Annotated in this window: 25 protein-coding genes; 14 read left to right on the top strand and 11 right to left on the bottom strand. The window is 67.2% G+C overall.

Going from position 1 to position 23,160, the window contains the following annotated elements; translation table 11 throughout:
* Positions 1-82 precede the first annotated feature (82 nt).
* From RSO01_RS08585 to RSO01_RS08560, 6 genes are all read left to right on the top strand, one after another.
* The gene (locus tag RSO01_RS08585; RefSeq protein ID WP_147148196.1) at positions 83-1,216 is read left to right on the top strand and encodes an efflux RND transporter periplasmic adaptor subunit; all 1,134 of its coding nucleotides are present in this window, start codon (positions 83-85) and stop codon (positions 1,214-1,216) included.
* Complete coding sequence (gene devC, locus RSO01_RS08580; protein WP_170302935.1) at positions 1,206-2,381, top strand: ABC transporter permease DevC; 1,176 nt, start codon at positions 1,206-1,208, stop codon at positions 2,379-2,381. The genes RSO01_RS08585 and devC overlap by 11 nt, the downstream gene beginning before the upstream one ends.
* Positions 2,381-3,130: an ATP-binding cassette domain-containing protein gene (locus RSO01_RS08575; protein ID WP_147148192.1), complete on the top strand. Its 750-nt coding sequence runs from the start codon at positions 2,381-2,383 to the stop codon at positions 3,128-3,130. Before devC ends, RSO01_RS08575 begins: the two co-directional genes overlap by 1 nt.
* Positions 3,127-3,393, top strand: coding sequence for a hypothetical protein (locus tag RSO01_RS08570; RefSeq protein ID WP_147148190.1), 267 nt, complete (start codon positions 3,127-3,129; stop codon positions 3,391-3,393). Before RSO01_RS08575 ends, RSO01_RS08570 begins: the two co-directional genes overlap by 4 nt.
* A 16-nt stretch (positions 3,394-3,409) precedes the next feature.
* Positions 3,410-3,949 (top strand): Spy/CpxP family protein refolding chaperone, encoded by a 540-nt coding sequence (locus RSO01_RS08565; RefSeq protein ID WP_147148188.1) that lies wholly within the window; start codon positions 3,410-3,412, stop codon positions 3,947-3,949.
* 175 nt (positions 3,950-4,124) lie between these two features.
* Positions 4,125-4,484, top strand: a complete 360-nt coding sequence (locus tag RSO01_RS08560; protein WP_170302934.1) for a hypothetical protein — start codon at positions 4,125-4,127, stop codon at positions 4,482-4,484.
* On the opposite strand, the gene RSO01_RS08555 is transcribed toward RSO01_RS08560, so the two are convergent.
* Positions 4,472-5,248: a MipA/OmpV family protein gene (locus RSO01_RS08555; RefSeq protein WP_170302933.1), complete on the bottom strand. Its 777-nt coding sequence runs from the start codon at positions 5,246-5,248 to the stop codon at positions 4,472-4,474. The two genes, RSO01_RS08560 and RSO01_RS08555, sit on opposite strands and share 13 nt — an antisense overlap.
* Before the next feature lie 192 nt (positions 5,249-5,440).
* On the opposite strand from RSO01_RS08555, the gene RSO01_RS08550 reads away from it, so the two are divergent.
* Entirely contained in the window at positions 5,441-6,598 is a 1,158-nt protein-coding gene (locus RSO01_RS08550) for a serine hydrolase domain-containing protein (protein WP_147148182.1), read from the top strand.
* Positions 6,599-6,610: 12 nt separating this feature from the next.
* Here the strand turns inward: RSO01_RS08550 and RSO01_RS08545 are convergent, their stop codons facing one another.
* The 3 genes from RSO01_RS08545 to RSO01_RS08535 are packed head-to-tail and all read right to left on the bottom strand — an operon-like array spanning position 6,611 to position 10,555.
* Positions 6,611-8,350: an ABC transporter permease gene (locus RSO01_RS08545; RefSeq protein ID WP_147148180.1), complete on the bottom strand. Its 1,740-nt coding sequence runs from the start codon at positions 8,348-8,350 to the stop codon at positions 6,611-6,613.
* Between the two features lie 3 nt (positions 8,351-8,353).
* Complete coding sequence (locus RSO01_RS08540; protein ID WP_147148178.1) at positions 8,354-9,442, bottom strand: extracellular solute-binding protein; 1,089 nt, start codon at positions 9,440-9,442, stop codon at positions 8,354-8,356.
* A 15-nt stretch (positions 9,443-9,457) separates the two neighbouring features.
* Complete coding sequence (locus RSO01_RS08535; RefSeq protein WP_170302932.1) at positions 9,458-10,555, bottom strand: ABC transporter ATP-binding protein; 1,098 nt, start codon at positions 10,553-10,555, stop codon at positions 9,458-9,460.
* Positions 10,556-10,772: 217 nt separating this feature from the next.
* On the opposite strand from RSO01_RS08535, the gene RSO01_RS08530 reads away from it, so the two are divergent.
* Entirely contained in the window at positions 10,773-12,026 is a 1,254-nt protein-coding gene (locus RSO01_RS08530; protein WP_147148176.1) for a Rieske 2Fe-2S domain-containing protein, read from the top strand.
* Positions 12,023-12,502, top strand: coding sequence for an aromatic-ring-hydroxylating dioxygenase subunit beta (locus tag RSO01_RS08525; RefSeq protein ID WP_147148174.1), 480 nt, complete (start codon positions 12,023-12,025; stop codon positions 12,500-12,502). The genes RSO01_RS08530 and RSO01_RS08525 overlap by 4 nt, the downstream gene beginning before the upstream one ends.
* 5 nt (positions 12,503-12,507) lie before the next feature.
* On the opposite strand, the gene RSO01_RS08520 is transcribed toward RSO01_RS08525, so the two are convergent.
* Complete coding sequence (locus RSO01_RS08520) at positions 12,508-13,527, bottom strand: AraC family transcriptional regulator (protein WP_147148172.1); 1,020 nt, start codon at positions 13,525-13,527, stop codon at positions 12,508-12,510.
* Between the two features lie 77 nt (positions 13,528-13,604).
* Between RSO01_RS08520 and RSO01_RS08515 the strand changes: the two genes are divergently transcribed.
* Entirely contained in the window at positions 13,605-14,804 is a 1,200-nt protein-coding gene (locus RSO01_RS08515) for an LLM class flavin-dependent oxidoreductase (protein WP_170302931.1), read from the top strand.
* A gap of 7 nt (positions 14,805-14,811) precedes the next feature.
* Here RSO01_RS08515 and RSO01_RS08510 read toward each other — a convergent pair whose 3' ends face one another.
* From RSO01_RS08510 to RSO01_RS08495, 4 genes are all read right to left on the bottom strand, one after another.
* Positions 14,812-15,966 carry an FAD-dependent oxidoreductase gene (locus tag RSO01_RS08510; protein WP_147148168.1) on the bottom strand — a complete coding sequence of 385 codons (1,155 nt, stop codon included), beginning with the start codon at positions 15,964-15,966 and terminating at the stop codon, positions 14,812-14,814.
* 158 nt (positions 15,967-16,124) lie between these two features.
* Positions 16,125-16,946: a CmcJ/NvfI family oxidoreductase gene (locus tag RSO01_RS08505; RefSeq protein WP_147148166.1), complete on the bottom strand. Its 822-nt coding sequence runs from the start codon at positions 16,944-16,946 to the stop codon at positions 16,125-16,127.
* A gap of 42 nt (positions 16,947-16,988) precedes the next feature.
* Positions 16,989-17,219, bottom strand: a complete 231-nt coding sequence (locus tag RSO01_RS08500) for a hypothetical protein (protein WP_147148164.1) — start codon at positions 17,217-17,219, stop codon at positions 16,989-16,991.
* The gene (locus RSO01_RS08495) at positions 17,216-18,154 is read right to left on the bottom strand and encodes a TauD/TfdA dioxygenase family protein (protein ID WP_147148162.1); all 939 of its coding nucleotides are present in this window, start codon (positions 18,152-18,154) and stop codon (positions 17,216-17,218) included. The genes RSO01_RS08500 and RSO01_RS08495 overlap by 4 nt, the downstream gene beginning before the upstream one ends.
* A gap of 157 nt (positions 18,155-18,311) precedes the next feature.
* Here RSO01_RS08495 and RSO01_RS08490 point away from each other — a divergent pair, with 157 nt between their 5' ends.
* The 4 genes from RSO01_RS08490 to RSO01_RS08475 all read left to right on the top strand — a co-directional run bounded on the left by RSO01_RS08490 (position 18,312) and on the right by RSO01_RS08475 (position 21,608).
* On the top strand, positions 18,312-18,746 hold the full coding sequence (locus RSO01_RS08490) for a hypothetical protein (RefSeq protein WP_147148159.1): 435 nt from the start codon (positions 18,312-18,314) through the stop codon (positions 18,744-18,746).
* Positions 18,747-18,941: 195 nt separating this feature from the next.
* Entirely contained in the window at positions 18,942-19,889 is a 948-nt protein-coding gene (locus RSO01_RS08485; protein ID WP_147148157.1) for a sulfonate ABC transporter substrate-binding protein, read from the top strand.
* Complete coding sequence (gene ssuC / locus RSO01_RS08480; RefSeq protein ID WP_147148155.1) at positions 19,886-20,746, top strand: aliphatic sulfonate ABC transporter permease SsuC; 861 nt, start codon at positions 19,886-19,888, stop codon at positions 20,744-20,746. Before RSO01_RS08485 ends, ssuC begins: the two co-directional genes overlap by 4 nt.
* A 1-nt stretch (position 20,747) precedes the next feature.
* Positions 20,748-21,608: an ATP-binding cassette domain-containing protein gene (locus tag RSO01_RS08475; protein ID WP_147148153.1), complete on the top strand. Its 861-nt coding sequence runs from the start codon at positions 20,748-20,750 to the stop codon at positions 21,606-21,608.
* 112 nt (positions 21,609-21,720) lie between these two features.
* Here RSO01_RS08475 and RSO01_RS08470 read toward each other — a convergent pair whose 3' ends face one another.
* Together RSO01_RS08470 and RSO01_RS08465 are read right to left on the bottom strand one after the other, a co-directional pair.
* Positions 21,721-22,113: a nuclear transport factor 2 family protein gene (locus RSO01_RS08470; protein WP_147148150.1), complete on the bottom strand. Its 393-nt coding sequence runs from the start codon at positions 22,111-22,113 to the stop codon at positions 21,721-21,723.
* A 1-nt stretch (position 22,114) separates the two neighbouring features.
* Positions 22,115-23,071 (bottom strand): hypothetical protein, encoded by a 957-nt coding sequence (locus tag RSO01_RS08465; protein WP_246158224.1) that lies wholly within the window; start codon positions 23,069-23,071, stop codon positions 22,115-22,117.
* Between the last annotated feature and the right edge of the window lie 89 nt (positions 23,072-23,160).

The following is a 23,160-nucleotide window of genomic DNA, read 5'->3' as shown; positions in this document are numbered from 1 at the left end:
CGTGTAACTGGGCTGACGGCAGATACCGGACGAAACAACTCTTAACCGCAGCCGGCGCGGCGCTGTCTTATAGCGATGCCACATGCAACGCATGCGGATCCCCCTCAAAGTCTTCCCCATCCTCGCCGCGGGCCTCGCCCTGCTGGCGGTGGCTCTGGTCGTATCGTCGCGGGCCAATGCGCCGGCCAGCGTGCCGTCCTCACCGCAGCGCTTCCTGGTGCGGCCCGCCGGCGACGCCGCCGACAACGTCGTCGTGGCGCTGGGCCGCGTCGAGCCGGTAAGCCGCGTGCTGCGCCTGGCCGGCCCGACCGGCAGTGAGGCCAGCGGCCGCATCGCCGAACTCGCCGTCGCCGAGGGACAGCAGGTGGCGCGCGGCCAAGTCCTCGCCGTGCTCGACACCGAGCCGCGGCTCGCCGCGGCGCTCAGCCAGGCCGAGGCCAATGCGTCGATGAAGCAGGCGCAGCTCGCCCAGAAGCTTTCGGAGCTCGACAACACCGAGAAGAGTCTCGCCTCGGCCGTCGAGCAGCAGGTGGCCGAACGCGACCGCGCGAAATGGGAGTTCGACCGCTACGGTCAATTCATCAAGGCCGGCGTCTACAGCGATCCAGCGTTGATCGACAAGCGCCTGGCGCTGGCGTCGGCCGACCGCAAGCTCGAGAGCTCCAGGTTGGCGCTCGAGCGGGTGCAGGTACGCGACGGCAATGGCTGGCGCCTGGAGGAAGCGGTGGCCCGCGCCGAACTCGCTGCCGCCCAGGCCGCGGCGGACAAGGCGCGCGCCGACCATGCGCAATCGCGGCTGACCGCGCCGATCGACGGCACGATCCTGCGGCTCTATGCCCGGCTCGGCCAGCAGCTCGGCTCGGACGGCTTCGCCGAGATGGGCGACATCTCGACCATGATGGTGCGCGCCGAGGTGTTCGAGGCCGATATCGCGGGCGTCACCGTGGGCCAGCCCACGGCGATCACGTCGCGGTCGCTCGACGGCGCGCTGCGCGGCGTCGTCGATCGCATCGGCCGCGCCGTCGGCACGCAGAGCATCATCCGCGAGGATCCCGCCGCGGTGCTTGATTCGCGTGTCGTCGAGATCTTCGTCCGACTCGATTCCGCCTCGTCGGCACGTGTCGCCAACCTCACCAACCTGCAGGTGCGCGTCGCCATCGAGCGGACAGGGCTGGCCACCGGCCGTGCCAACCAGCAGTCGTCCCGTGCCGATTAGACGCCGTACGCCCCTCGGCTGGAAGCAGCTCGTCCACAGCAAGGGACGGCTGGCGGTCGCCACGGCGGGCGTCGCCTTCGCCGTGCTGCTGATCTTCATGCAGCTCGGCTTCATGAACATGCTGTTCGACTCGACGGTCATGATCCATCGCCAGCTCAACGCCGACATCGTGCTGGTGTCGTCGAAGGCGCGCGACTTCGCCAATCCCGGCACCTTCCCGCGCGCCCGGCTGCTGCAGGCGCTGAGCACGCCGGGCGTGGCCGACGCCGAGGCGCTTTATGTGACGTCGCGCGACTGGATCAAGCAGTCCAGCAACGACCGCGGCGAGCGCGGCGCGATGCTGCTGCTGGGCGTGCGGCCCGACTTCAAGGCCTTCCGCGATCCCGAGATCACGGCCAAGCAGCATCTTCTGGTCGAGACCGGCGCCGCGCTGTTCGACCGCCAGACGCGCGGCGACTATACCGCCTTCCGCGCCGCCATCGAGCGCGGCGAGCGGCCCCAGACCGAGCTGGGCGGCCGCACCGTGACCCTGGTCGACACCATGCAGATGGGCTCGACCTTCGGCGCCGAGGGCGCGCTGATCGTGTCCGACCAGAGCTTTTTCGAGTTCGCCATCAACCGCAATCCGGGCGCGCCCAGCGTCGGGCTGGTCCGCGTCGAGGCCCGCCGCGACGCCGAGGCGGTGGCCGCGGCGATCCGCGCGCGGCTTGGTGGCTACGACGACACGATGGCGATGACCATGGAGAAGTTCATCGAGCACTCCAAGATCCGCATCCAGCAAGAATCGCCGATCGCCTTCATCTTCAGCTTCGGCGCGGTGATCGGCATGCTGGTCGGCCTGGTCATCGTGGTCGAGATCCTGTCGGCCGACGTGCACGACCATATGGCCGAATACGCCACCTTCAAGGCCATGGGCTTCACCAACCGGGCACTGCTCGGCGTGGTCTTCGAGCAGTCGCTGATCCTCTCGGTCGCGGGCTTCATCCCGGGACTTGGCATCTCCCTCGCGCTCTACGCCCTCGTGCGCTCCACCCTCACCATGCCGATCGCCATGACGCTGGAGCGCTTGCTGCTGGTGCTGTTCCTCGCGGTTGCCCTGTGCGTGATCTCCGGCGCCATCGCCATGCGCCGGGTCGCCAAGGCCGACCCGGCGGACGTGTTCTGATGCCGGCCTCGAGCCAACCGGTGGTCGTGATCGCGGGCCTGTCGCACAGTTACGGCAGCGGCGCGACGCGCCGCCAGGTGCTGTTCGACCTCGATCTCACGATCCTGCCCGGCGAGGTGGTGTTCCTGATGGGCCCGTCAGGCTGCGGCAAGACCACGGTGCTGACCCTGGTGGGCGGGCTGCGCTCGGTGCAGCAGGGCTCGGTGCGCATCGCCGGGCGCGAGCTTCTGGGCGCCGACGAAGCCGGCCTGATCGCCAACCGGCGCAACTGCGGCTTCATCTTCCAGTCGCACAACCTGCACCGCTCGCTGACGGCGCTGGAGAACGTGCGCATGGGCCTGGAGGCGCAGGGTCGCGGCCTGCCGGCCGACGCCGACGAGCGCTGCCGTCGCATCCTGGCCGTGGTCGGCCTCGAAGATCATGCGACCAAGCGCCAGGACCAGCTCTCCGGCGGCCAGCGCCAGCGCGTGGCGATCGCCCGGGCGCTGGTGAGCGAACCGACGCTGGTCCTGGCCGACGAGCCGACGGCGGCACTCGACCGCCAGACCGGGCACGACGTGGTGGCGCTGATGCGCCGCGTCGCCCGTGAGCGCGGCGCCACCGTGCTGATGGTCACCCACGACAATCGCGTCTTCGACCTTGCGGACAGAATCCTCGAAATGGAGGACGGGCGCATCGTCGGAAGCCGGCAGGGAGATTCTCCCGTCCCGCACGCCGGCGCGGGACATCGTCTGGAGTACACGACATGACGCCCCTGCAAGACACGATCGCCCTCATCGTGGCCGCCGTCGGCCTGCTGCTGGTCGCCTCGACGACGTGGACCGTCACGGCCCAGCAGCAACCGCAACGGCCATCCGCCAGCGTGCGCGAGCTCTGCGAGGAAGACATGGCCAAGCTCTGCACCGACGCCGCAGGCCCGCAGAAGATGAAGGCCTGCATCCAAGGCAACGCCAAGCAGCTCAAGCCCGCCTGCCGCTCGGCGCTCGAAACCGCGGGCATGCTCTCGAAGTAGGATCAGGAGATCGACCATGTTGAAGAAACACATGACCTTGTTTACGGCAGCCGCGGCGCTGGTCGTCGGCGCGGCGTCGTCATTGGGACAGACCCTGGCCCCGGGCATGCCGCCGGGTTTGCCGCCCGGCATGCCGCCGGGCATGCCGTTTGCCGCGCCGCTTCCGCCGCCGATGATGCCGCCACCGTTCCTGGCCGGCGGCGCGATGCCGTCGCCGCAGGAAGCCTGCCTCGAGATGAGCGCGCTGCGTGCGGGCTACTTCGCGTACCTGCGCCAGCGCCTCGATCTCACGCCGGCACAAGCGTCGCTGTGGCGCGACATCGAGGCTGCCGTCGGCGAAACAACGGCGGCGGCGCGCACCGACTGTGCAGCCCTGCCCGGCGAGCCGGACAAGCCCGGCCTGACGCAGGCGTTGTCGCTCGCCGACCGGCATCTCACGGCGCGGCGCCAGGGCCTGCAGCGCATCAGCGCGCCCTTGCTGAAGCTCTACGAAGGACTGTCGCCGGCGCAGCGCGAGATCATCGATCGCGCGGTGCCGCCACCGATGATCCTCTGACCTCCCACCGGCCGCGTTCTCTCCCCTTGGCCGGTGACTGGAGCCGCCGGTGCCGTCCCCCATGCGCGCCGGCGGACTGGGGACCGCGCTTCCGCACGATCGCCTGCCCCAAGCTTGGCGATGGTGACGGAGGCGCGGTCCTTCTGTTTCATAGGAGTGACTGATCTTGTTTCCGATGTGGCTCAGCCGGATCGCGATCGCCATCGCGGCCACAACCCTCGCTTCGTGCAACTCCATGGTGGCGTTGTTCGAGGAGGACTACCCTATCGACAAAGTCGATGGCGCCTACACCGCGCGCGATTCCTGCCTCAAGTGGACGGTCGTGATGATCGACGACGGCGCGACCGATTCGGCGGAAATGGGCGCACGAGTGGCGCGCTCGTGCGGCGCGGAGATCACGGCGCTGGTCCTGACCACCGATCCCAATGGCGATCCGGTGGTCGCCCGCAAGATCAACGCCGATTCGATGTTCCGCGCCACCGGCTATGTCATCAGGAGCCGGTACGCCGCGAGCGCCATCGGTCAGAAGCGATAGGCCAGCGTTGTGATCAGCATGACGCCGGTGTCGGAGAAGGTGTAGGGGCTGCCGGCGGCGTAGCCCAGAAGCTGAGTCACCTGCGCGTTGGCGGAAGCCGTCCAGTTCGCCCCGAGCTTATAGGTGGCGCCGATCGCCAGCCCGACGTTCTTCAGCCCCGAGCCGGCGCTGTAGATCGCATAGCCCGAGTTCACCGATTGCGTGGCGTTCACGCCAAAATAGGTCTGCGTATAAGAGGAGTCCGCCCAGGTCGTGAACAAGCGGCCCATGACCGTCAACCGGTCGTCGATGCGCCAGGGCACCCCGATGCTGGCGTCGATCAGCAGGCCGTCGTTGCCGTCGGCGACGAACTTGGTCAGCACCGTGCCGAGCATGACCGGCCCCAGCCGGTAGTTGACGAAGCCGCGGAAGCCCAGCGCCGCGGGAATGTCGCCGAGACCGTTGAGCCGCGAATCGCCTGGGGAGAACACGCCGGAGTTCTGCGTCCGGCCGAGATTGAAGGTAAGACCGCCGCCGACCTGCAGCCCGTCGAAACGCCAGTAGGCGTTGAGGCCGGACAGGTCGAGCGAGACCATGTCCCGCCACACGACGCTGACGACCGGGAGCGGCGTCACGAAATAGCGGTCGCTGCCTTCGTAGGTCGGCCGCAGCGCCGCGCCGGCACCCGCCGTCACCGCCCATTCCTCGCCCTTGCCCCTGGTGGCGAAGGGATCGTTCATCGGCTGGGCATGGGCGGGCGAGCCGCCGGCCGCGAACGCGGCCATCGATGCTGCGACCGCTTGCAAGAAACGCGTTTGAAGAGACATGTCGAGGGGTCCTGCGCTGTGCTTCGGTTCATTTCCTGTCGCACAGCGTAGCGACCGTGACGCGACGGGCCGCGGATGGGATTGTCACTGGATGTATCCGGTGGCAGGCGAGATACCGACGGAAACAAGTCTCGGATAAGATCACCGGCCATGAACGCTCCTGACACCCTCTTCTGCACGCCACGCCAACATCTCCCGCGTGGCGAAGAATTCCTCTTCCTGCCGCCCTGGATCCAGCCCTACGCCTACCGCATCGTCGACCAGCTCTTTGCCCATCGTGTGATCCGGCGCGGGCCTGCGCCGCGTCCCCTGTCGTACGGGCCGGAGATCGATCCGCGCTACACGGTGGATGGCCGGGAGTACGACGTCGGCGGCTTCATGGACCGCAACGCCATGACGGGCGTGCTCGTGATCCATCGTGGCCACGTCGTTGTGGAGCGCTACGGGCTTGGCCTGCAGGCGCACGACCGCTGGTCGACCATGTCGACGGTGAAATCGATGACGGCGATGCTGGTGGGCGCCGCCGTCCATGACGGCGCCATCAAGTCGATCGACGAGCCTTTGACGAAGTACCTGCCCGCGCTCGCGGGCTCGGCCTACGAGGGCGTGAGCCTGCGCCATGTGCTGACCATGTCGTCGGGCACGCACTGGGTCGAGGACTACACCGACCGGACCTCGCATGTTAACCGCTACAGCAAGTCGCTGGCCGATCGCGTGCCGGGCGGCGTGCTGAAGCTCATGGCGTCGCTGGAGCGTGCCCATCCGCCGGGCACGACGGTCCGCTACAATTCGGGTGACACGTATCTCTTAGGCGCGGCCCTCACCAAGGCCGTCGGCATGCCGCTCGCCGACTACATGTCCGAAAAGGTCTGGCAGCCGGCCGGCATGGAGTGCGACGGCTTCTATACGCTCGAGAGCGAGGGTGGACAGGAGATCGGCGGCAGCCGCGCCGGCATGGTGCTGCGCGACTTCGGCCGCTTCGGCCTGTTCGTCCTGAACGACGGCGTGATCGACGGCAAGCGCGTCCTGCCCGAGGGCTGGGTCGAGGCGGCGGCGACGCCGGCGTTCAAGGTGCCGGCGTCGCCGGTCGTCGACATCACCCACTACGGCTACAGCTGGTGGCTGGGCGACGGCGTGATGTCGGCGCTGGGCCATTCGGGCCAGCGCATCGACATCTATCGCAAGGAAGACCTTGTCGTGGTGACCCTGGGTGCCTTTCCCGAGCCGGCCTATGCGCCGCCGGGCGACCACAACAGGCGCAACGAGGTCGTGGCCTTCACCCGTGCCGTCCGAACCGCTCTCGCCTGAACGGCAGGAGAGTCAGGACGCGGGCTGCTGCAAGGTCCGACGCGCGATCAGGCGCACGGCGACGTAGCCCAGGATGACCAGGGCGGTCTGGATCAAGGCAAGCACCGACCCCGCTTCCTGCCGGCCGGTCACGGTCCACAGGAAGATGTCTACCGAGAGCATGCGCACGCCCGATCCCGCCAGCAGCACGACGACGTCGAGAACGCGAACGGCGATCACGAAGAGAAGAATCCACGCGCCGATGACGGCCGGGCGCAGCAAAGGCAGCCAGATCCGCAGGAACGTCCGCAACCACGATCCGCCGTGAACGCGCGCCGATTCCTCGAGCTCGGCGCTCAGCTGCACCATGGTGCTGGTGAAGAAACGCGAGGCGACCGGCAGGCCGCGCGCGACCAATGCCAGGACCACGACCCAGAGCGTGCCGTAGATCGGTAGCCAGACGAAGGCCCACAGGAAGCCGAGACTCATGACCAGGCCCGGGATCGCCCACGGCCCCCAGGCCATCATGTCCAGCACCTTGCGACCGCCCCAGGTAGTGCGCGTCACGACGTAGGAGATGAAGAGCGAGACGACCACGCCCAGGGTCGCCGCGGCGATGCCGACCATGAGCGTGTCGCGGATCGATTTCAGCACCTCCTCGCGCCCCAGGGCATTGGCCCAGTGCTGGGTGGTGAACATCTCCCAGGAGATGAAGCCGCTCAGCTCCATGAAGGAGTTCAGCAGCAGGACGACCATCGGCAGGGCGCCAAAGACGACGAAGAAGCCCAGGATGACGGCAAAGGCGACCCAGCGCCCGGCGCCCAGGTCGAGCGGCTGGGCCTTGAAACCGCGGCCCGACACGGTGGTGTAGGCGCGGCCGCGCAGCAGCCGCCACTGCACCACAATCAGGCTGCCGGTCAGCACCAGCAGGATCAGCGCCAGCACCATGGCGGCGCCGAAGTTGGCGACATGTCCGCCATAGGCGAGATCATAGATGCGGGTCGTGAACACGAAGATGTTGGCGGGTGTGCCCAGCAGCTGCGGGATCTCGAAGGATTCCATCGCCACCACGAACGACAGGATGCCCGACGCCAGCAGGGCCGGCAGCAGCAGCGGGAAGTTGATGCGCCACACGGTGCACCAGGCGCTGGCGCCGGCCATGCGCGCCGCCTCCTCGAGCGTGGCGTCCATGGCCAGCAGGGCCGGATGGATGAACAGGAACAGCACCGGCGCCGAGCGCGCCGCGCCCAGCACGATCAGGCCGCCATAGGAATAGACGTCGATCAGGCCCTCGCCGCCGGGGACCAGCGCGCCCAGCCACTGATTGAGCAGTCCAACATTGGGCGCGCCCAGCAGCATCCACGCCAGCACCCAGGGCAGCTCGGGCAGGAAGAACATGAAGACGAGAAGGCCCTCGAGCAGGCGCTTGGCCGGCGTGTTGGTGCGCGCGATGCACCAGGCGAAGACCGTGGCCAGCACCAGCGCCAGCAGGGTGCGCGGGATCGCAATGGCGAGACTGGTCAGCAGCACCTCGAAGGTGACCGGGTCCCCGAGCACGCTTCGCCAGTTTTCCAGGGTGAACGCACCGGGCTGGCCGGGCGCGGCACTCCAGAAGGTGCCGAACACGACCATGCCCATCGGGTAGAGGACGAGCAGCGCGACCAGCACGGTGAGGCCCGCCGGCAGCAGCGTCTCCAGCCGCGGGCCGCGGCGCGGCCGTCCACCCGCGACCTGCTCTGCCGGCTGGCCGATCGAGCTATCCGCCGTCGCCATCCGCTACTTCTTCAGCCCCGCCGCCCTCAGGTAGGGCTCGGCCTTGGCCGACCATTCGAAGAACAACTTCGAGCCGAACTCGTAGGTGTCGGGATTGTTGGGGAACGGCTTGGCCGTCGCGAAGTGCGCCAGCTCCGGGACCTTGGGCGTGACGTCGCGGCGGATGAACGGCCCGCCCGGATCGTCGGCATTGATCTGTTGCGCCGACTTGGTGAGCGCGTAGTTCATGAACACTCGGGCGGCGTTGGGGTGCGGGGCGTCCTTCAGCAGGCTCGTGCCGCCGAAGAGCAGCATCACGCCGTCATCGGGAACCACGAGCCGGAACGGGTGCGGCTTGGGCAGCTTCCAGATGTCCGCCGCGCCGACCTGTGTCGGATGGATGAAGATGCCGTACTCGCCGCGGGCGATCTGCTTCGGCGCCTCGATCTCGGCCCGCGTCAGCGCCTTCACGTTGTCGATCACCTTGCGCAGGTGATCGTCGCCATAGGCTTTCCAGGCGTAGGCCGCCCAGCGCGATCCCGGCGACGGTCCGATCGGCTCGGAGAGCACGATGAGGCCCTTGTACTTCGGATCCTCGAGGTCCTTGTAGCCGCGCGGGCCTCCCGCCGGCGGACAGATCTTGTTGTTGACCAGGATGTAGTAGCCGCCGGCGCTGGTCATCAGCGTATGGCCGTTACCGGCCTTCACGTCGACCAGCGGATCGAGGATCCAGGGAACGCCGGGCTCGACGGCGGCCGGCAGCGTGCCGAAGGGTTGATCGAGGCCGCGGGCAGCCAGGCGCCGGTTCTCCGGACTGCCGGAGGAGCGAATATCGATGCTGGCCTTGCCGGCCGCGCGCTCGGCGTTCCAGCGCGCCTCGAAGTCGCCGGTGCGGCCGGGCGCCAGCTCGACCTTGATGCCGTAGAGCTGCTCGAATTCCTTGGCCTGCCGCTCGGTCGCCGCACCCGGGGCCCCGAAGAACGACCAGACGAGCACGCCTTCCTTCTTAGCGGCCGCCACCACCTGGTCCCACGATTCCTTGTCCTGGGCGCGCGCGGACGTCGTCACCGCGGCCAACGACGTCAGTCCCAGGAGCGCGTCTCTTCGTTTCATGGCCGTTCCTTCCTGTTATTTCCCGACCGGTCTTGCCGCCGGCCATGCGCGGATCGCCTCCGCGGGAAAATCGAGCTGCACCAGCGCTCCTTCATCGAGCGGCTGGCTGGCCGGGCCGAAGGCGCGCACTCGCGCCGCGCCAACGCCCACGACATACTCCGTGCGTTCGCCCAGGTAGATCCGGGACAGCACACGCCCCTGCCATCCGCCCGATCCATTGGGCGCGCGCACTTGCACGGACGCCGAGCGCAACATCAGGACCACGGCGTCGTCGGGCCGCCAGGGTTGCGAAGCGTCGAGCGCAACCTCGACCTCGCCAGCACCGTCGAGCCGCGCCCGCGGCGAGCCGTCGGCGGCCATCGTGACGCGCGCGCCAAGCTGGTCGACCTGGCCCAGGAACTCCATGACGAAGCGTGTGCTCGGCTGCTGGTAGATCGTCCGGGGCGTGCCTGCCTGCACGATACGGCCGGCATTCATCACCACCACTCGGTCGGACAGGACCATCGCCTCGCTCTGGTCGTGGGTGATGAAGATCGTCGTGACGCCGACTCGCGCCTGGACCTCCTTGAGCTCGAAGCGCATCTCGTCGCGCCGCCGCGCGTCGAGATTGGAGAAGGGCTCGTCGAGCAGCAGCACGTCGGGATCGCCGATCAGTGCCCGGCCGAGCGCGACGCGCTGTTGCTGGCCGCCCGACAGAAGCGGCGCCGGCCGGTCGTGCAGGCCCTCCAGCCCCAGGCTCTGCAGCATGGTCATGACCTTGTCGCGAATCTCCGCCTCCGGCCGGCGTTTGCCGCGCAGCGGGAAGGCGATGTTCTCGAACACGTTCATGTGCGGCCAGATGGCGTAGGACTGGAACACCATGCCCATGCGGCGCTTGTCGGGCGGCAGGTGGATGCCCTGCTCCGCCGAGGTCACGACCCTGTCGCCGACGCGCACCTCGCCGGCATCGGGCCGCTCGAGGCCCGCGATCATGCGCAAGGTCGTGGTCTTGCCGCAGCCGCTCGGCCCAAGCAGGGTCAGGATCGACCCGCTCTCGACCTCAAAGCTCACATCATCGACAGCGGGCGCGCCGCCGAAGAGCTTCCGCAGGCCTGCGACGCGGATGGCTGTCATCAGCTTCCCTGTGCCCACCTTCCCCGTCCTGGGGCGAGCGACCATGCTGCCATCGCCGCGATCGGCAAACTTTGCTGCCAGCGCGGGGCCTTGCCTGTGGAAGCAACAATCCCGGCCCGACTTTCTGCGCAAGGCAGCAAGTCGCTGCACTGCGGGCAAAGCAGCGGGGCCGGCATTGTTGATCAATGCGGTGGGCAACCGAGCGCAGGTGATGTCGATGTCGCATGAAGCCCCCGCAGTCGCCTCTCCATCCTTCGCGGGGCCGTCGCGCGACGGCAGCCGCGTGCCGTTCGAGCTGTTTACGCGGGCCGACGTGTTCGCCCGCGAGCAGGAGGCGATCTTCCGCGGGCCCGTCTGGAACTATGTCGCGCTCGAGGCCGAGCTGCCGGAGCCCTGCGATTTCAAGACCTCGTTCGTGGGCGACACGCCGATCATCGTCAGTCGCGCCGAGGACGGCAGCCTGCACGCCTTCGTCAATCGCTGCGCCCATCGCGGCGCCACGGTGCAGCGCCAGGCCTGCGGCAACGCCCGCCAGCACCGCTGCGTCTATCACCAGTGGGCCTACAACGCGCGCGGCGAGCTGGTCGGCGTGCCCTACCGCCGCGGCGTGCCCGGCATGGGCGGCTATGCCGCCGATTTCGATCCCAAGGCGCATGGCCTGGCCAGGCTGCAGGTGGCGTCGCACAAGGGCGTGATCTTTGCGAGCTTCAGCGCCGACACCGCACCGCTCGAGGATTATCTCGACGAGCCGCTGATCGCGGCCATCGACCGGCTGTTCTCGCGGCCGGTCAAGGTGCTGGGCCACATGCGCCAGCGCGTGCGCGGCAACTGGAAGCTCTATTCGGAGAACACGCGCGATCCCTATCACGCGGCCCTGCTGCACGGCTTCCACGCCACCTTCGGCCTCTATCGCACCAACCAGAAGCGCAAGGGCGGCAGCGACCGGGCGCGGGCGCACAGCACCGGCGTGACCTTCGGCGACGATTGGCGGCAGGCCTCGCAATCGGGAAATATCGGGCAGGACAAGTTCGTCACCAATTATTCGCTGGCCGCCCCCTCGCTGCTGGAGGGCCGGCCCGACTTCAACGACGGCGTGACGGTGTCGATCACGAGCATCTTTCCCTGCCTGGTCATCCAGCAGATCATGAACACGCTGGCGACGCGCCACATCCGGCCAAAGGCGGCGGACGAGTTCGAGCTGTACTGGACCTACTTCGGCTACCAGGACGACGACGAGCAGATGACCGCCTGCCGGCTGAAGCAGGCCAACCTCGTCGGACCGGCCGGCCTGATTTCGATGGAGGACAGCGAGGCGATCGAGCTGATCCAGCGCGCCATCGTGCGCGATGGCCGCGAGGACTCCTTCCTGGAATTCGGCGGGCTGCACGCCGATCTCGACCAGGACCGCCAGGGCGAGGCGACGATCCGGGCGTTCTGGCGCTACTACGCCGGCCTGATGGGCCTCGCATGACCGGCACGGCGAGCCAGGCCTACGATGCCATCCGCGCGCTGGAGTACCGCTACGCGCGCCTGCTGGACGAGGACAGGCTCGAGGAGTGGCCCAACCTGTTCGTCGAACGCGGCGTCTACAAGGTCATTCCGCGCGAGAACCTGGATCGCCAGCCGGCGCTGCCCATCTTCTTCTGCGACAGCCAGGCGATGATGATGGACCGCGTGAAGAGCCTGCGCGAGGCCAACGTCTACAATCTCCACTACTCGCGGCACGTCGTGTCCAACATCGAGATCCTGTCGGCGCGCGACGGCATCTTCGAGGTGGCGGCCTGCTACACGGTCTACCAGACCGATCTCGAGGGGCAGACGCGGCTGTTCAGCGTCGGCCAATATCGCGACGTCATTGCCAATGGCGCGGGCGAGCTCAGGTTCCAGGAGAAGATCGCCGTCTGCGATACTTTCAACATCCCCAACCTGCTGGCGATTCCCCTGTGAAGCGCTCAAGCCTCGGCCAGCGTCTGCGACGGCGATTCGCGAAAGCGCATCTTGTAGTCGCGCGAGAACTGGCTGAGGTTGCTGTAACCTGCGGCGGTCGCGGCCTCGGTCACGCTGGTGCTGCCCTGCCGGCGCCCGAGAGCGAGGGCAGCGCGCGCCATGTCGAGGCGTACGGCCTTGAGATAGCCCATCGGCGTGGTCGAGCGGAAACGCCGGAAGCCATGGTAGATCGAGCGGGCGCTGACGCCGCCCACCGTTACCAGGTCGTCGGTGGTGATGGGCTCGCGCGCGTGCTCGCGGATGTAGCTTTCGACGCGCCGCACGTAATAAGGCGCGGCCGCCGAGGGCGATTCCTCGGCGAAGGCCCATTTGTAGTTGTTGGGCACGGCGTTCAGCAGCAGCAGCACCAGCGCACGCTCGGCCAGCCGGCCGAGATGGCCGTTGAAGCAGGGCTGCGGGTCGTTGAGATCGCGGCAGATCGTGACCAGGTAGTTCGACAGTGTCGCCACGCGCGCGAGGTCGAGCACCTGCATCCCGCCGAAATTCAGCGGATCGCCGATGCCGATCCCAGTCTCGCTGGCGACGATGCGTTCCATGCGGCTGCGGCTCAGCCGTACGAGAAGCTGCTGCGTCGTTCCATACCAGCGCTTGTGCGAACGCCCCATGCCCTCGAGCACCGCCATCTGTGCCGGCGCCACGTCGGCTTTCGCCGCGCCCTGCTGCAACTGGGCATTGCCGCGCATGAGGATGTGCAGGAGGACGAGATCGGGGTCGTCCATCATCTCGATGTCGTAACCGGAAACGCTGTCGACCTTGACCAAGCTGAACAGTGTCTCCCCGAGCAGCGCCGACCGCACGTCGTATTGTCGGAACTCGCGGACGCTGGGCAGCGAGAAATCGAAGAGGCCCCGCGTGGTGCGCTCGACGAACCTTCTGGCGACATGATAGTCGCCCGTCGAAAAGTGCCGGCCACCCGACAACAGGGGCTGGTCGAAGGCGAAGCTCGCATCCGTCGATGCTGTCATGGTTCCTCCCAAGCGCACCGTTTTCGTTTCCTGAGCGTCGACACTATCACACCGCGCCACCCGTCGAGGAGAATTGCATGAAGGTCTTTGTCTTCGACCTGCTCGCCTACGGCGAGAACCTCGAGCATGTGAAAGTCGGCCCGGAGCTGCCCTATCCGCTCAGCCGGGAGTTCTTCAAGGCCGACGTCGCCGTGCGCACCTATGCCGAGCATCTCGCGGCATGGGAGGAGATGGACAGGCTGGGCTATGACGGCGTCGGCTTCAACGAGCATCACTGCTCTCCCTACGGCCTGATGAACTCGCCCAACCTGATGGCCTCGGCCGCCGCGCAGCGTACCAAGCGGCTGAAACTTCTGATCTACGGCAACCTGCTGCCGCTGCACGAGCCGCTACGGCTCGCCGAAGAGCTCGCGATGATCGACTGCCTGTCTGACGGGCGGCTGATCTCGGGCTTTGCCCGCGGGATCCCGCGTGAATACCAGGTGCACAACGTGCCGCTGGCCGAGAGCCGCGCCCGTTTCGAGGAGGCCTACGACATCGTCACCCGCGCCTGGACCGAGGACGTGTTCTCCTACTCGGGCAAGTTCTGGTCGTACAAGGACGTGGCGATCTGGCCGCGGCCCGTGCAGCGGCCCCATCCGGAGATCTGGATCCCGATCGTCGGCAGCAAGGAGTCCATCGAGTTCGCCGGCCGCCACAACATTCCGATCACGCCGGGGCTGGGCGGCGGCGGCCTGCGCGACGATATCATCCGCTACTATGCCAAGTGCCTCGCGGCCGCGGGCCACCGGCTGACGCCCAACCACCTGTCGCTCGGTGTCCACGCCTACGTCGCCGATTCCAAGGCGCAGGCGGTGAAGGAGATGGGGCCGTATCACCTCTACTTCAACCGCACGCTGTTCAGCCATGGCAACTTCACCGAGACGGCGCTTCAACGCCAGGCCGGCTACTCGACGGCGCAGTCGACCGACTACGTGCGGCCGGAGAACCAGCGCGCCGCCGCCCTGCTGCGCGAGGACTTCCGCAACACCACCATGGCCGACGTCGAACGGCTGGCCGAGGCCTGGCCGTGGGGCACGGCCGACGAGGTGGCCCGGCGCATCATCGCGCAGGCCGATGCAGCCGGCGCCAACATGGTGCAGATCAGCCTCAATCGCGGCGCCATGCCTCACGAGATGTTCATCGAGCAGATCCGCCGCTTTGCCCGCGAAGTGCTGCCGATCCTGCAGGCCCATCGCGTCGAGCGCGTGCCGGCCGTAGAGGAGATGGCGGCCTGAGCCGGCGTCAGACTGGCACGCCGAGAGGATCGTAGTCGTACAGGCCGCGGTCGAGCGCGGTCCGGCGCGGACGCGACGGATCCTGCAGCGCCATTCCCTCCTCGCGCGACCAGAGTTGCACGTTGGTGCCGCGCGTCTTGCGCGCCGTCTCGTAGCGGCTCAAGGCCTCATCGACCGTCGAAGCGGCAGCGAAGGCGCGGCCCAGCAACAGCGCGTCCTCCAGCGCCATGCACGCGCCCTGCCCCAGGAACGGCGTCATGGGATGGGCGGCGTCGCCCAGCATGGTGACGCGGCCCAGCGTCCACGTCTTCAAGGGTTCGCGATCGCGCAGTCCCCACTTGAACAGTCCTCCCGGCGGGATGCTGCGGATCAACGCCAGCAGCTCAGGCGCGAAGTCCGAATAATGCTCCTCGAATTCTTCGTTGGTCGCCGGGATCGCCCAGCCCTCCTCCTGCCAGGAGGCCGTCTGCCCGCAGCCGATGAGGTTCATGATCCGCCCGCGCCGCAGGGGATAGTGCAGCAGGTAGCGCCGAGGGGCGGGATGCATCGCGAACTGGCGCTGCTGGAACACGGCCGGCACCAGCTCGTCGGGGATGAGGGCGCGGAACGCGACCTGGCCGTTGAAGCGCGGCGCCTCGCCGGGAAACAGCAGGGAGCGCACGGCCGACGTGTTGCCGTCCGCGCCGATCACGACGTCCGCCCGACAGCAGGCGCCGTTGGCGAAGGTGACGGACACGCCCGCCGCGTCCTGATCGAGGCCGACGAACTCGTGGCCGGGCCACAATGCCGCCGGATCGTTGGCGCGCACCGCCTCCATCAGCAGCGCATGCAGGTCCGCACGATGGACCTGCAGGACGCCCATGCCCTGCCGTTCGATGATCTGCTCGTTGCGGTTCGTCCGGACGATCTCGCCCGTCCTGTAGTCGCAGGTATGGATGACCGACACCGAGCAGGACACGGCCTCGAGGGCTGCGTCGACACCGAGATCGCGCAGGGCGCGGCGCGCGTTCGGCGCGATGACCACACCCGCCCCGATCTCACGAATCTCCGGCGCGCGTTCGTAGACGGCGACCCTGAAACCGCGGCGCTGAAGCGCCAGGGCCGCCGCCAGACCGCCGATTCCGGCGCCGATGACGATGATCTGTCTTGCGTTTGCGGCCATGCGTGCAGCGTCCGATCTGTTCGGCCAGCAGAACACGCGGCCGAACCGGCTGCTTTGCAGGGAGCGCAGCTATTCCTTCAGGAGTGCAGGATCGTGCCCTGGAGCGGGCCAGTGGTGGCCTTCACGCGCGCCGTGAGGGCCACCCTCGCCTCAACGGGCTAGCTCCCCGGGGGAAAGAACACGAGGCTGCGCACCTCGATGCTCTCACGCGGTGGCGCGCCTTGTGCCAGCGGGTTGTCGAAGGAGGTATGGAACGACAGCCGCGCACGGCCGTCGGCGGCGCTGTCGTGCACGCGGATCAGCAGGGCCTCGTCGGCCTGCTGTTCGGAGAAATAGTACCAGCGATGGCCGGGCTTGTAGGCGACCGACGAAGTCTCGCCGCGGACTTGCGGGTAGACGAGGTCGCTCGCGATCAGGTCGTCGTCGCTGAAGGTCCGCGCGTCGCACAATGCCAAGGGCGAATCGAGCACCGGGCCGCGGATCGGCCGCCAGAGGTTGATGATGCCGAAGCGCTGCTTGAGCAGTTCCTCGGCATCGGCGCCGAGATGGTCACGCACGCGCCGCGGCGCGGAGTTGATCGTATGGTCGTTGTGGACGCGCCGTGACGGCTCGCGCGCGTCCTTGCGGCCGGCGTTGCGCACGGTGTGGTCGAAGATGAAGACTCGGCTTGCGCCGAGCTTGTCGCGCAGGAGCTCCTCGACCTCGGGATAGTAGGTCCGCTTCACCTCCTCTTCGGAGTAGAAGTCGCGGACCTGCGAGGGTGCCTTGACGAGCTGAAAGCCGTTGCGGTCGAGCGTGAATTCCTGCTCCCGGCCGCGCGCATCCTCGATCCGGATCTGGCGTGGATCGTCGATGCCGTTCCATTGCGGAACGCCCGCCGGCGGATCGCTGACGTAGCGCACGGGCTTCTCGGCACCGCGCTTCAGGTAGTGCAAGGTCGTGGTGAGGGACTTCGCTTGCAAGGCAACATCAAGTGGCATCTGACACTCCATCCGTTGGTTGACGATTCATTTCCCGATACTTCACGGTGCACCTCGATTGATCAGGACGCTGTGCGCCGGCCTCCCGCCGATCGACAGCCAGCCCTTGGCCGAGGCGAAAGCCACGGCCGCGTCGACGGTGCGCAGCTCTTCCACGCCGAGGTGGTCGCGGAGGCGATCGATATGGACCCAGGCCTCGTGCTCCTTACGGGCGTCGCGGGCGGCCTGGCAGACCCGTGCCGCCAGGGCGTCGACAGTGAGCCGCGCGGTCATGCGTTTGCGGCCTGGGTCTTGGCGGCCTTGCGGCGCAGGATGCTGAGGCGTCCGTCGACACTGCGCGGCACGTCGCCATCGACGGTGGCGCGGTGGACCACCCGCTTCTGGTCGCCATAGTCGTTCACGGCACGATGCTGCGTGGCGCGGTTGTCCCAGATCACGACGTCGCCCGCCTGCCAGCTCCAGCGCACGGTGTTCTCCGGCGAGGTGATGTGTGACTGGAAGAGATCGAACAGCTTCTGGCTGTCGCCCTTGCTGAGGCCGACGAAGCGCTGCACGAAGTTGCCCAGCAGCAACGCATGCTCGCCGGTCTCGGGATGGACCTGCACGACCGGGTGCTCGGTCTCATAGATCGTGCCGGTAAAGACCTCTTCGAAGTGCTTGCGGTCGGCATCGGTCGCCTGTGTGCGCACGGCGTAGTCGTAGGCGTTGCTGTGGACAGCCCACAGGCTGTTGGCGAGCTGCCGCAGCGCCGGTGGCAGTTCCTCGTAGGCCGACACCGTATTGGCGAAGACGGTGTCGCCGCCGAACGCGGGAACCACCACGGCGCGCAGCAGGGAGAACTTGGGATGGGCGTCGACGAAGGTGACGTCGGTATGCCACTGGTCGGCACGCCCGCCGCCGCGGCTGGCATCGAGCTCGAGGATCGATGCCGTGCCGTTCAAGGCGCCGATCGTGGGATGGGGAACGAGGTCGCCGAGTCGGCGGGCGAAACGCTCCTGCTCGGCATCGTCGAGGTGATCCTGGCCGCGGAAGAAGATCACCTTGTGACTGAGCAGCAGCTTGTGGATCGCCTCAATGGCAGCTTGCGGCAGATCACCGGAGAGCCGGACGTTCCTGATCTCCGCACCCAGGCGGCCGGCGCGACGGACGATGTCGGCCTCGGGAATGAAGAAATCGGTCTTGCGGGGAAGAGTGGCTACACGGGTCATTGGCTGTTCCTGGTTCTCTCGCGACCGAAGGATGGAAGAAGGCAAAGCACCGCCGTTCGTCGGCCGCGCATTTGCCGACGGTGCACAAGGCCTGTTGTCGTGAGACGGCGAACGCTGGGCAGCGTTCGCCCCGATATCAGGGTCTACAGAGACCCGGTTGCCGATCGTCACTCATTCATCGATCTCCATCGGACAGGAGCGTGGTGATTTTTGCGAAGGAAGAAGAACAGCGCAGGGCGCGCGCCAAGCAGCGGATTCAGCCGCAACAGCAACGAAACGATGTGGTGAGGTTGCTCGCCATGTTTCCAACATCGGATGTCCGGGGATCGAGGTAAATGATGGGGAAAACCAAAGATGCATCAGACTGGGAAAGTGTCTTCTGCTCCGTCGTCCGATCAGGAAAAACGGCCATCACCTGGCGGCGAGCGCTTCCATGTCGCCGACCATGAATGTCGGCTGGGTCTCGACGCACGGCGCCGGGCTCCGCTCGATGCAACAAACATCGGTCAAACGGACCAATTGTCGGTGTTCGATCGAAGCACAGCATTTCATTCTCGCGTGCGCCGACAAATCGACCGACTCGTTTCATTGACCACGACGATGCGTACGGCCAATTGTTGGAGCGTCACAGGAGACGATCCATGACCGTCTGCGTCCTCGCTTGTTGTTCGTGTCCGGGCTTCGCCCGCGCCATCGCCTGACACCTTTGCGGCCCCGACGGCCGCCCCTGTGAATTCATTTCGGAACAAGCGCCTCGCCCAACAAGCGGCGGCGAACGGAGAAACTCATGATCAAGCGACGTCATCTCATTGCCGCCCTGCCGGGCGCCGTCCTTGCCGCGCCGGCGATAGCGCAATCGAAGGCGCGTGAGCTGCGGTTCGGCTACCAGCGCAGCGGCACGCTGCTGATCGCCAAGCAGCATGGTGTGCTCGAGAAGCGGCTGAAGCCGTTGGGCGTCGACGTGAAATGGGTCGAATTCTCGTTCGGGCCGCCTCTCCTCGAAGCGATGAACGTCGGCAGCGTCGACTACGGCGCCGTCGGCGATACGCCACCGATCTTCGCCCAGGCAGCCAGGGCCAAGCTGCTCTACGTCGCCGCGGTCGAGGCGGCAGGCTCCGGCACGGCGATCCTCGTCCCGCCCGGATCGACGCTGCAAACACTGGCCGACCTCAAGGGCAAGCGCGTCGGCTTCGCGCGCGCCTCGAGCTCGCACAACCTCACCATCGCCGCCCTCGAGAAGGCCGGGCTCGCCTGGAGCGACATTACGCCGGTGCAGCTGGCGCCGGCCGACGCGCGCACTGCCTTCGACAGCGGCGCGCTCGATGCCTGGACGATCTGGGACCCCTACTTCGCGGTGGCGGAGACCCGCCCCGGCGTACGGATCCTGGCGACGGCGCGCGGCATTGCCAAACAAAATGCCTACTTCCTCGGCAATCGCGATTTCACCCTGGCCAACCCCGAGATCATCACCGCGGTGAACGAGGAGCTGGCCAAGGTCGCGCAATGGGCCGAAGTGAACCGTGATGCCGTTGCCCAGGTCCTCGCCGAAGCGACTGGCATCGATATCGCGGCATGGCGGCGGGCCGTGCAGCGCACCGACTACAGGGTCGCGCCGCTGAACGAAGGCGTCATCGAGGAGCAGCAGCGCGTCGCCGACCGTTTCCACAAGCTCGGCCTGATCCCCAACCGCATCGCCGTGCGCGACATCGTCTGGAAGTGGGAGCAGCGGGCATGAGCGAGTCGCAGGTCACCCTCGAGCGGCCGGCCCTGCTGGCGGCGCCTTCCCTGTCGCGACAGCGCTTCATTGCCTCGCTACGACGGCTGCTCATATCCGATGCCGCGAGCTGGATCGTTCCCGCAACATTGCTGCTCATCTGGCAGGCCGCCTCGCAGCTCGGCCTCCTGCCGGCCAACGTCTTGCCGGCGCCAAGCGAGGTGCTGAATGCCGTGTGGCGGCTGAGCGCCAGCGGCGAGCTCTGGCAGAACATCGCCGTCAGCGCCAAGCGGGCGGCCATCGGCTTCCTGATCGGCGGCAGCCTTGCCTTCGCCTTCGGCCTGCTGAACGGCGTGTCGAAGATCGGCGAGAAGCTCACCGACACGACCTTCCAGATGATCCGCAACATCCCCAACCTGGCGATGGTGCCGCTGGTCATCCTGTGGTTCGGCATCGAGGACAGCGCGCGCATCTTCCTGGTGGCGCTGGGCGTGTTCTTTCCGATCTACATCAACACCTATCACGGCATTCGCACGGCCGACGCCCAGCTGGTCGAGATGGGTCGCTCCTACGGCATGTCGAGCGTCGAGCTGTTCCGGCGGGTGATCCTGCCGGGCGCCCTGCCGTCGATCTTCGTCGGCTTGCGCTATGCGCTCGGCATCATGTGGCTGACCCTGATCGTGGCCGAAACGATCGCGGCCAACGCGGGCATCGGCTACATGGCGATGAACGCCCGCGAGTTCATGCAGCTCGACGTCGTGGTGCTGTCGATCCTGCTCTACGCCCTGCTCGGCAAGCTCGCCGACAGCATCGCGCGCCTGCTCGAACGCACGACACTGAAGTGGCACCCCGCCTTCCAGGCCCGCAAGGAGCAGTGACATGGTCGACGACATCATCGTACGCGCGCTCCTTGACGAAGGCCTCTATCCGCCGCTCCCCCCGGAACCGGTGGAGGAGATCGAGATCGTCGACCAGCCGCCCGGCGGCGTGGCCGTGACCATCAGGAACCTGGCCAAGGCCTTTGGTACCCACACGGTGCTGCACGGCCTCGACCTGCATGTGCCGCCGGGCCAGTTCCTGACGGTCATCGGCAAGAGCGGCTGCGGCAAGAGCACGTTGCTGCGCATCCTGGCCGGCCTCGACCAGCCGACATCGGGCGACGTGCTGCTGGACGGCCGCCCCGCCGACGACGGCCAGCATGTCGCCCGCATGATGTTCCAGGAGCCGCGCCTGCTGCCGTGGTCGCGCGTGATCGGCAATGTCGAGGTCGGGCTGGGCGCGCGGCGCAATGCACCCGGCGCCGAACGCCGTGCGCTCGCTAAGCTCGCCGCCGTCGGCCTCGAATCGCGGGCCAACGATTGGCCCGCCGTTCTGTCGGGCGGCCAGCGCCAGCGCGTGGCGCTCGCCCGCGCACTCGCCAGCAGCCCGCAACTCCTCGCCCTCGACGAGCCGCTGGGCGCCCTCGACGCGCTGACCCGCATCGAGATGCAGGCCCTTGTCGAGGAGGTATGGCGCGAGCAGGGCTTCACCGCCGTGCTGGTCACCCACGACGTCACGGAAGCGATCGTGCTGGGCGACCGCGTGGTGCTGATCGAAGACGGCATCATCAAGCTCGAGCTCAATGTCGACCTGCCGCGGCCGCGACGTCGCGGCTCACCGGAAGTGGCGGCGCTCGAGGAAAGGATCCTGCGCTACCTGCTGAGCGACGGCGGCTATCTGGACCGGAGGGCCTGGGCGTGAAGGCAAGCCTGATCGGCACCTTGTTCCAGGCGGCTGTTATTAGCGGCTCCCTTGCCGCCTCGGTGTATGCTGCAATGGTGCCACTGCTCGCGAGATAGGCCGGGGCTCGCAGTCAGGAAGGATTTGGCGCCCGGCCTGCCACGCACGTCTGTCCGCCCGCCCACAGCCACGCGGCGCCGTGCCTGCGGAACACGCAAAACGACCGATAGGTCTCGGCCACGGTGCGGTCTTCGATCTCGAACCGATCGTGCAAGGTCATCGTCGCGATGGCCATGTCGCCGAAATCCGCGACATCGAGGCCCTCGATCTCCTGGCTTTGAAAGCGCAGCCCGTGCGGGCCGGTGCCGTTCTCGACGTAGGCGTCCCGACGCAGCCGGCGGCCGGACGCCGTCACATAGACGAAGTTCTCCTCGAGCAGCTCCTGGAGCTTCGGTGCAGAGCGCTGCTTGAGCGCAGCGGCCTTGCGCTCAAGGACAGCCCTTACTTCATCTGCGACAGACGGCACGCTACTCCGCCGCCTGTCTCCGCCGCGTCACCGCCTCGAACCGCCGTTCCCGCATAGCCGTGCGCGGATCGTCCATCTCGGGCTCCATCGGCTCGGCGACCCAGGCGTCGCGGCCCGGGACGTAATTGCGGTTGGTCTGGGCCGGGTTGCGATTGACCAAGGGCCGCGCATAGAGCGGATGGGTCATGCAGCGCACCTCGTGCTCGATCTGGAACAGCGGCTTGCCGCTCTCGAGGTCGGTGATGTCGACGAAGCGGTACTGATACTGATTGCTCTCTTCAGTGATCAGGTTCCGCTCGAGCAGGCGTTTGTGCGGCCGCGAGAAGTTGGCGACATAGACCTGGATGTGATGGCCGTCATAGGCCGCGAGCTTCGACTTGGTCTCGCGGAACACCAGCTCCTGCGAGGGGCCGACCGAGACGCGCGCCGCCGGCATGTCGCCGCTCTCGTCAACGCTGGCCGGCGTCTCGAAGACCTTGCGATAGAAGTCGGCGATGGCCTTGGCCGAGCCCACCGGCACGTCGAACTCGACATAAGGCATGCCAAGCTGCATGCGGCCGAAGCTGCCGGCCTCGTGGATCAGAAGCTTGTTGCCCCACGGGCATGTCGTCTCGACATGGTCTTCGTGCTCCTTGAAGGCGAAGCGTGTGCCTTCGAGCGGCTTCTTCATCTTCTCCAGGCGGGCCAGCAGCGCCTCGCGGTCGGGAATGACCAGGCCGGTGCGGCCGCGCAGATGCTGCGGCTTGGCGGTGATCAGGTGGAATTGGCTGTGGCCGACATTGACCCACATGTTGTCGATGCTGGTCATCAGGTAGGGATCGCGGGTCAGCCCCAGGCCGCTGATGTAGAACAGCGTGGTCAGGCCCTGGTCCTCGACCTGCAGGTTGACGTGCTCCAGACCGACGATGTTGCCGAGGTCCTCGGCGCTGCGGTCGTACTGCTTGCCGTCCTTTGCCATGGTTCGCCTCCATCGGGGGAAGGGGAGCTTTGCACGAATCTTTGTTGGCAGCCCGTGCAAAAAATGCGGAACTGCCTACAAATTAAGGC

This window comes from Reyranella soli, assembly GCF_007992495.1.
Classification (GTDB): Bacteria; Pseudomonadota; Alphaproteobacteria; order Reyranellales; family Reyranellaceae; genus Reyranella; species Reyranella soli.
This window is presented reverse-complemented; position numbering and strand designations above follow the sequence as displayed.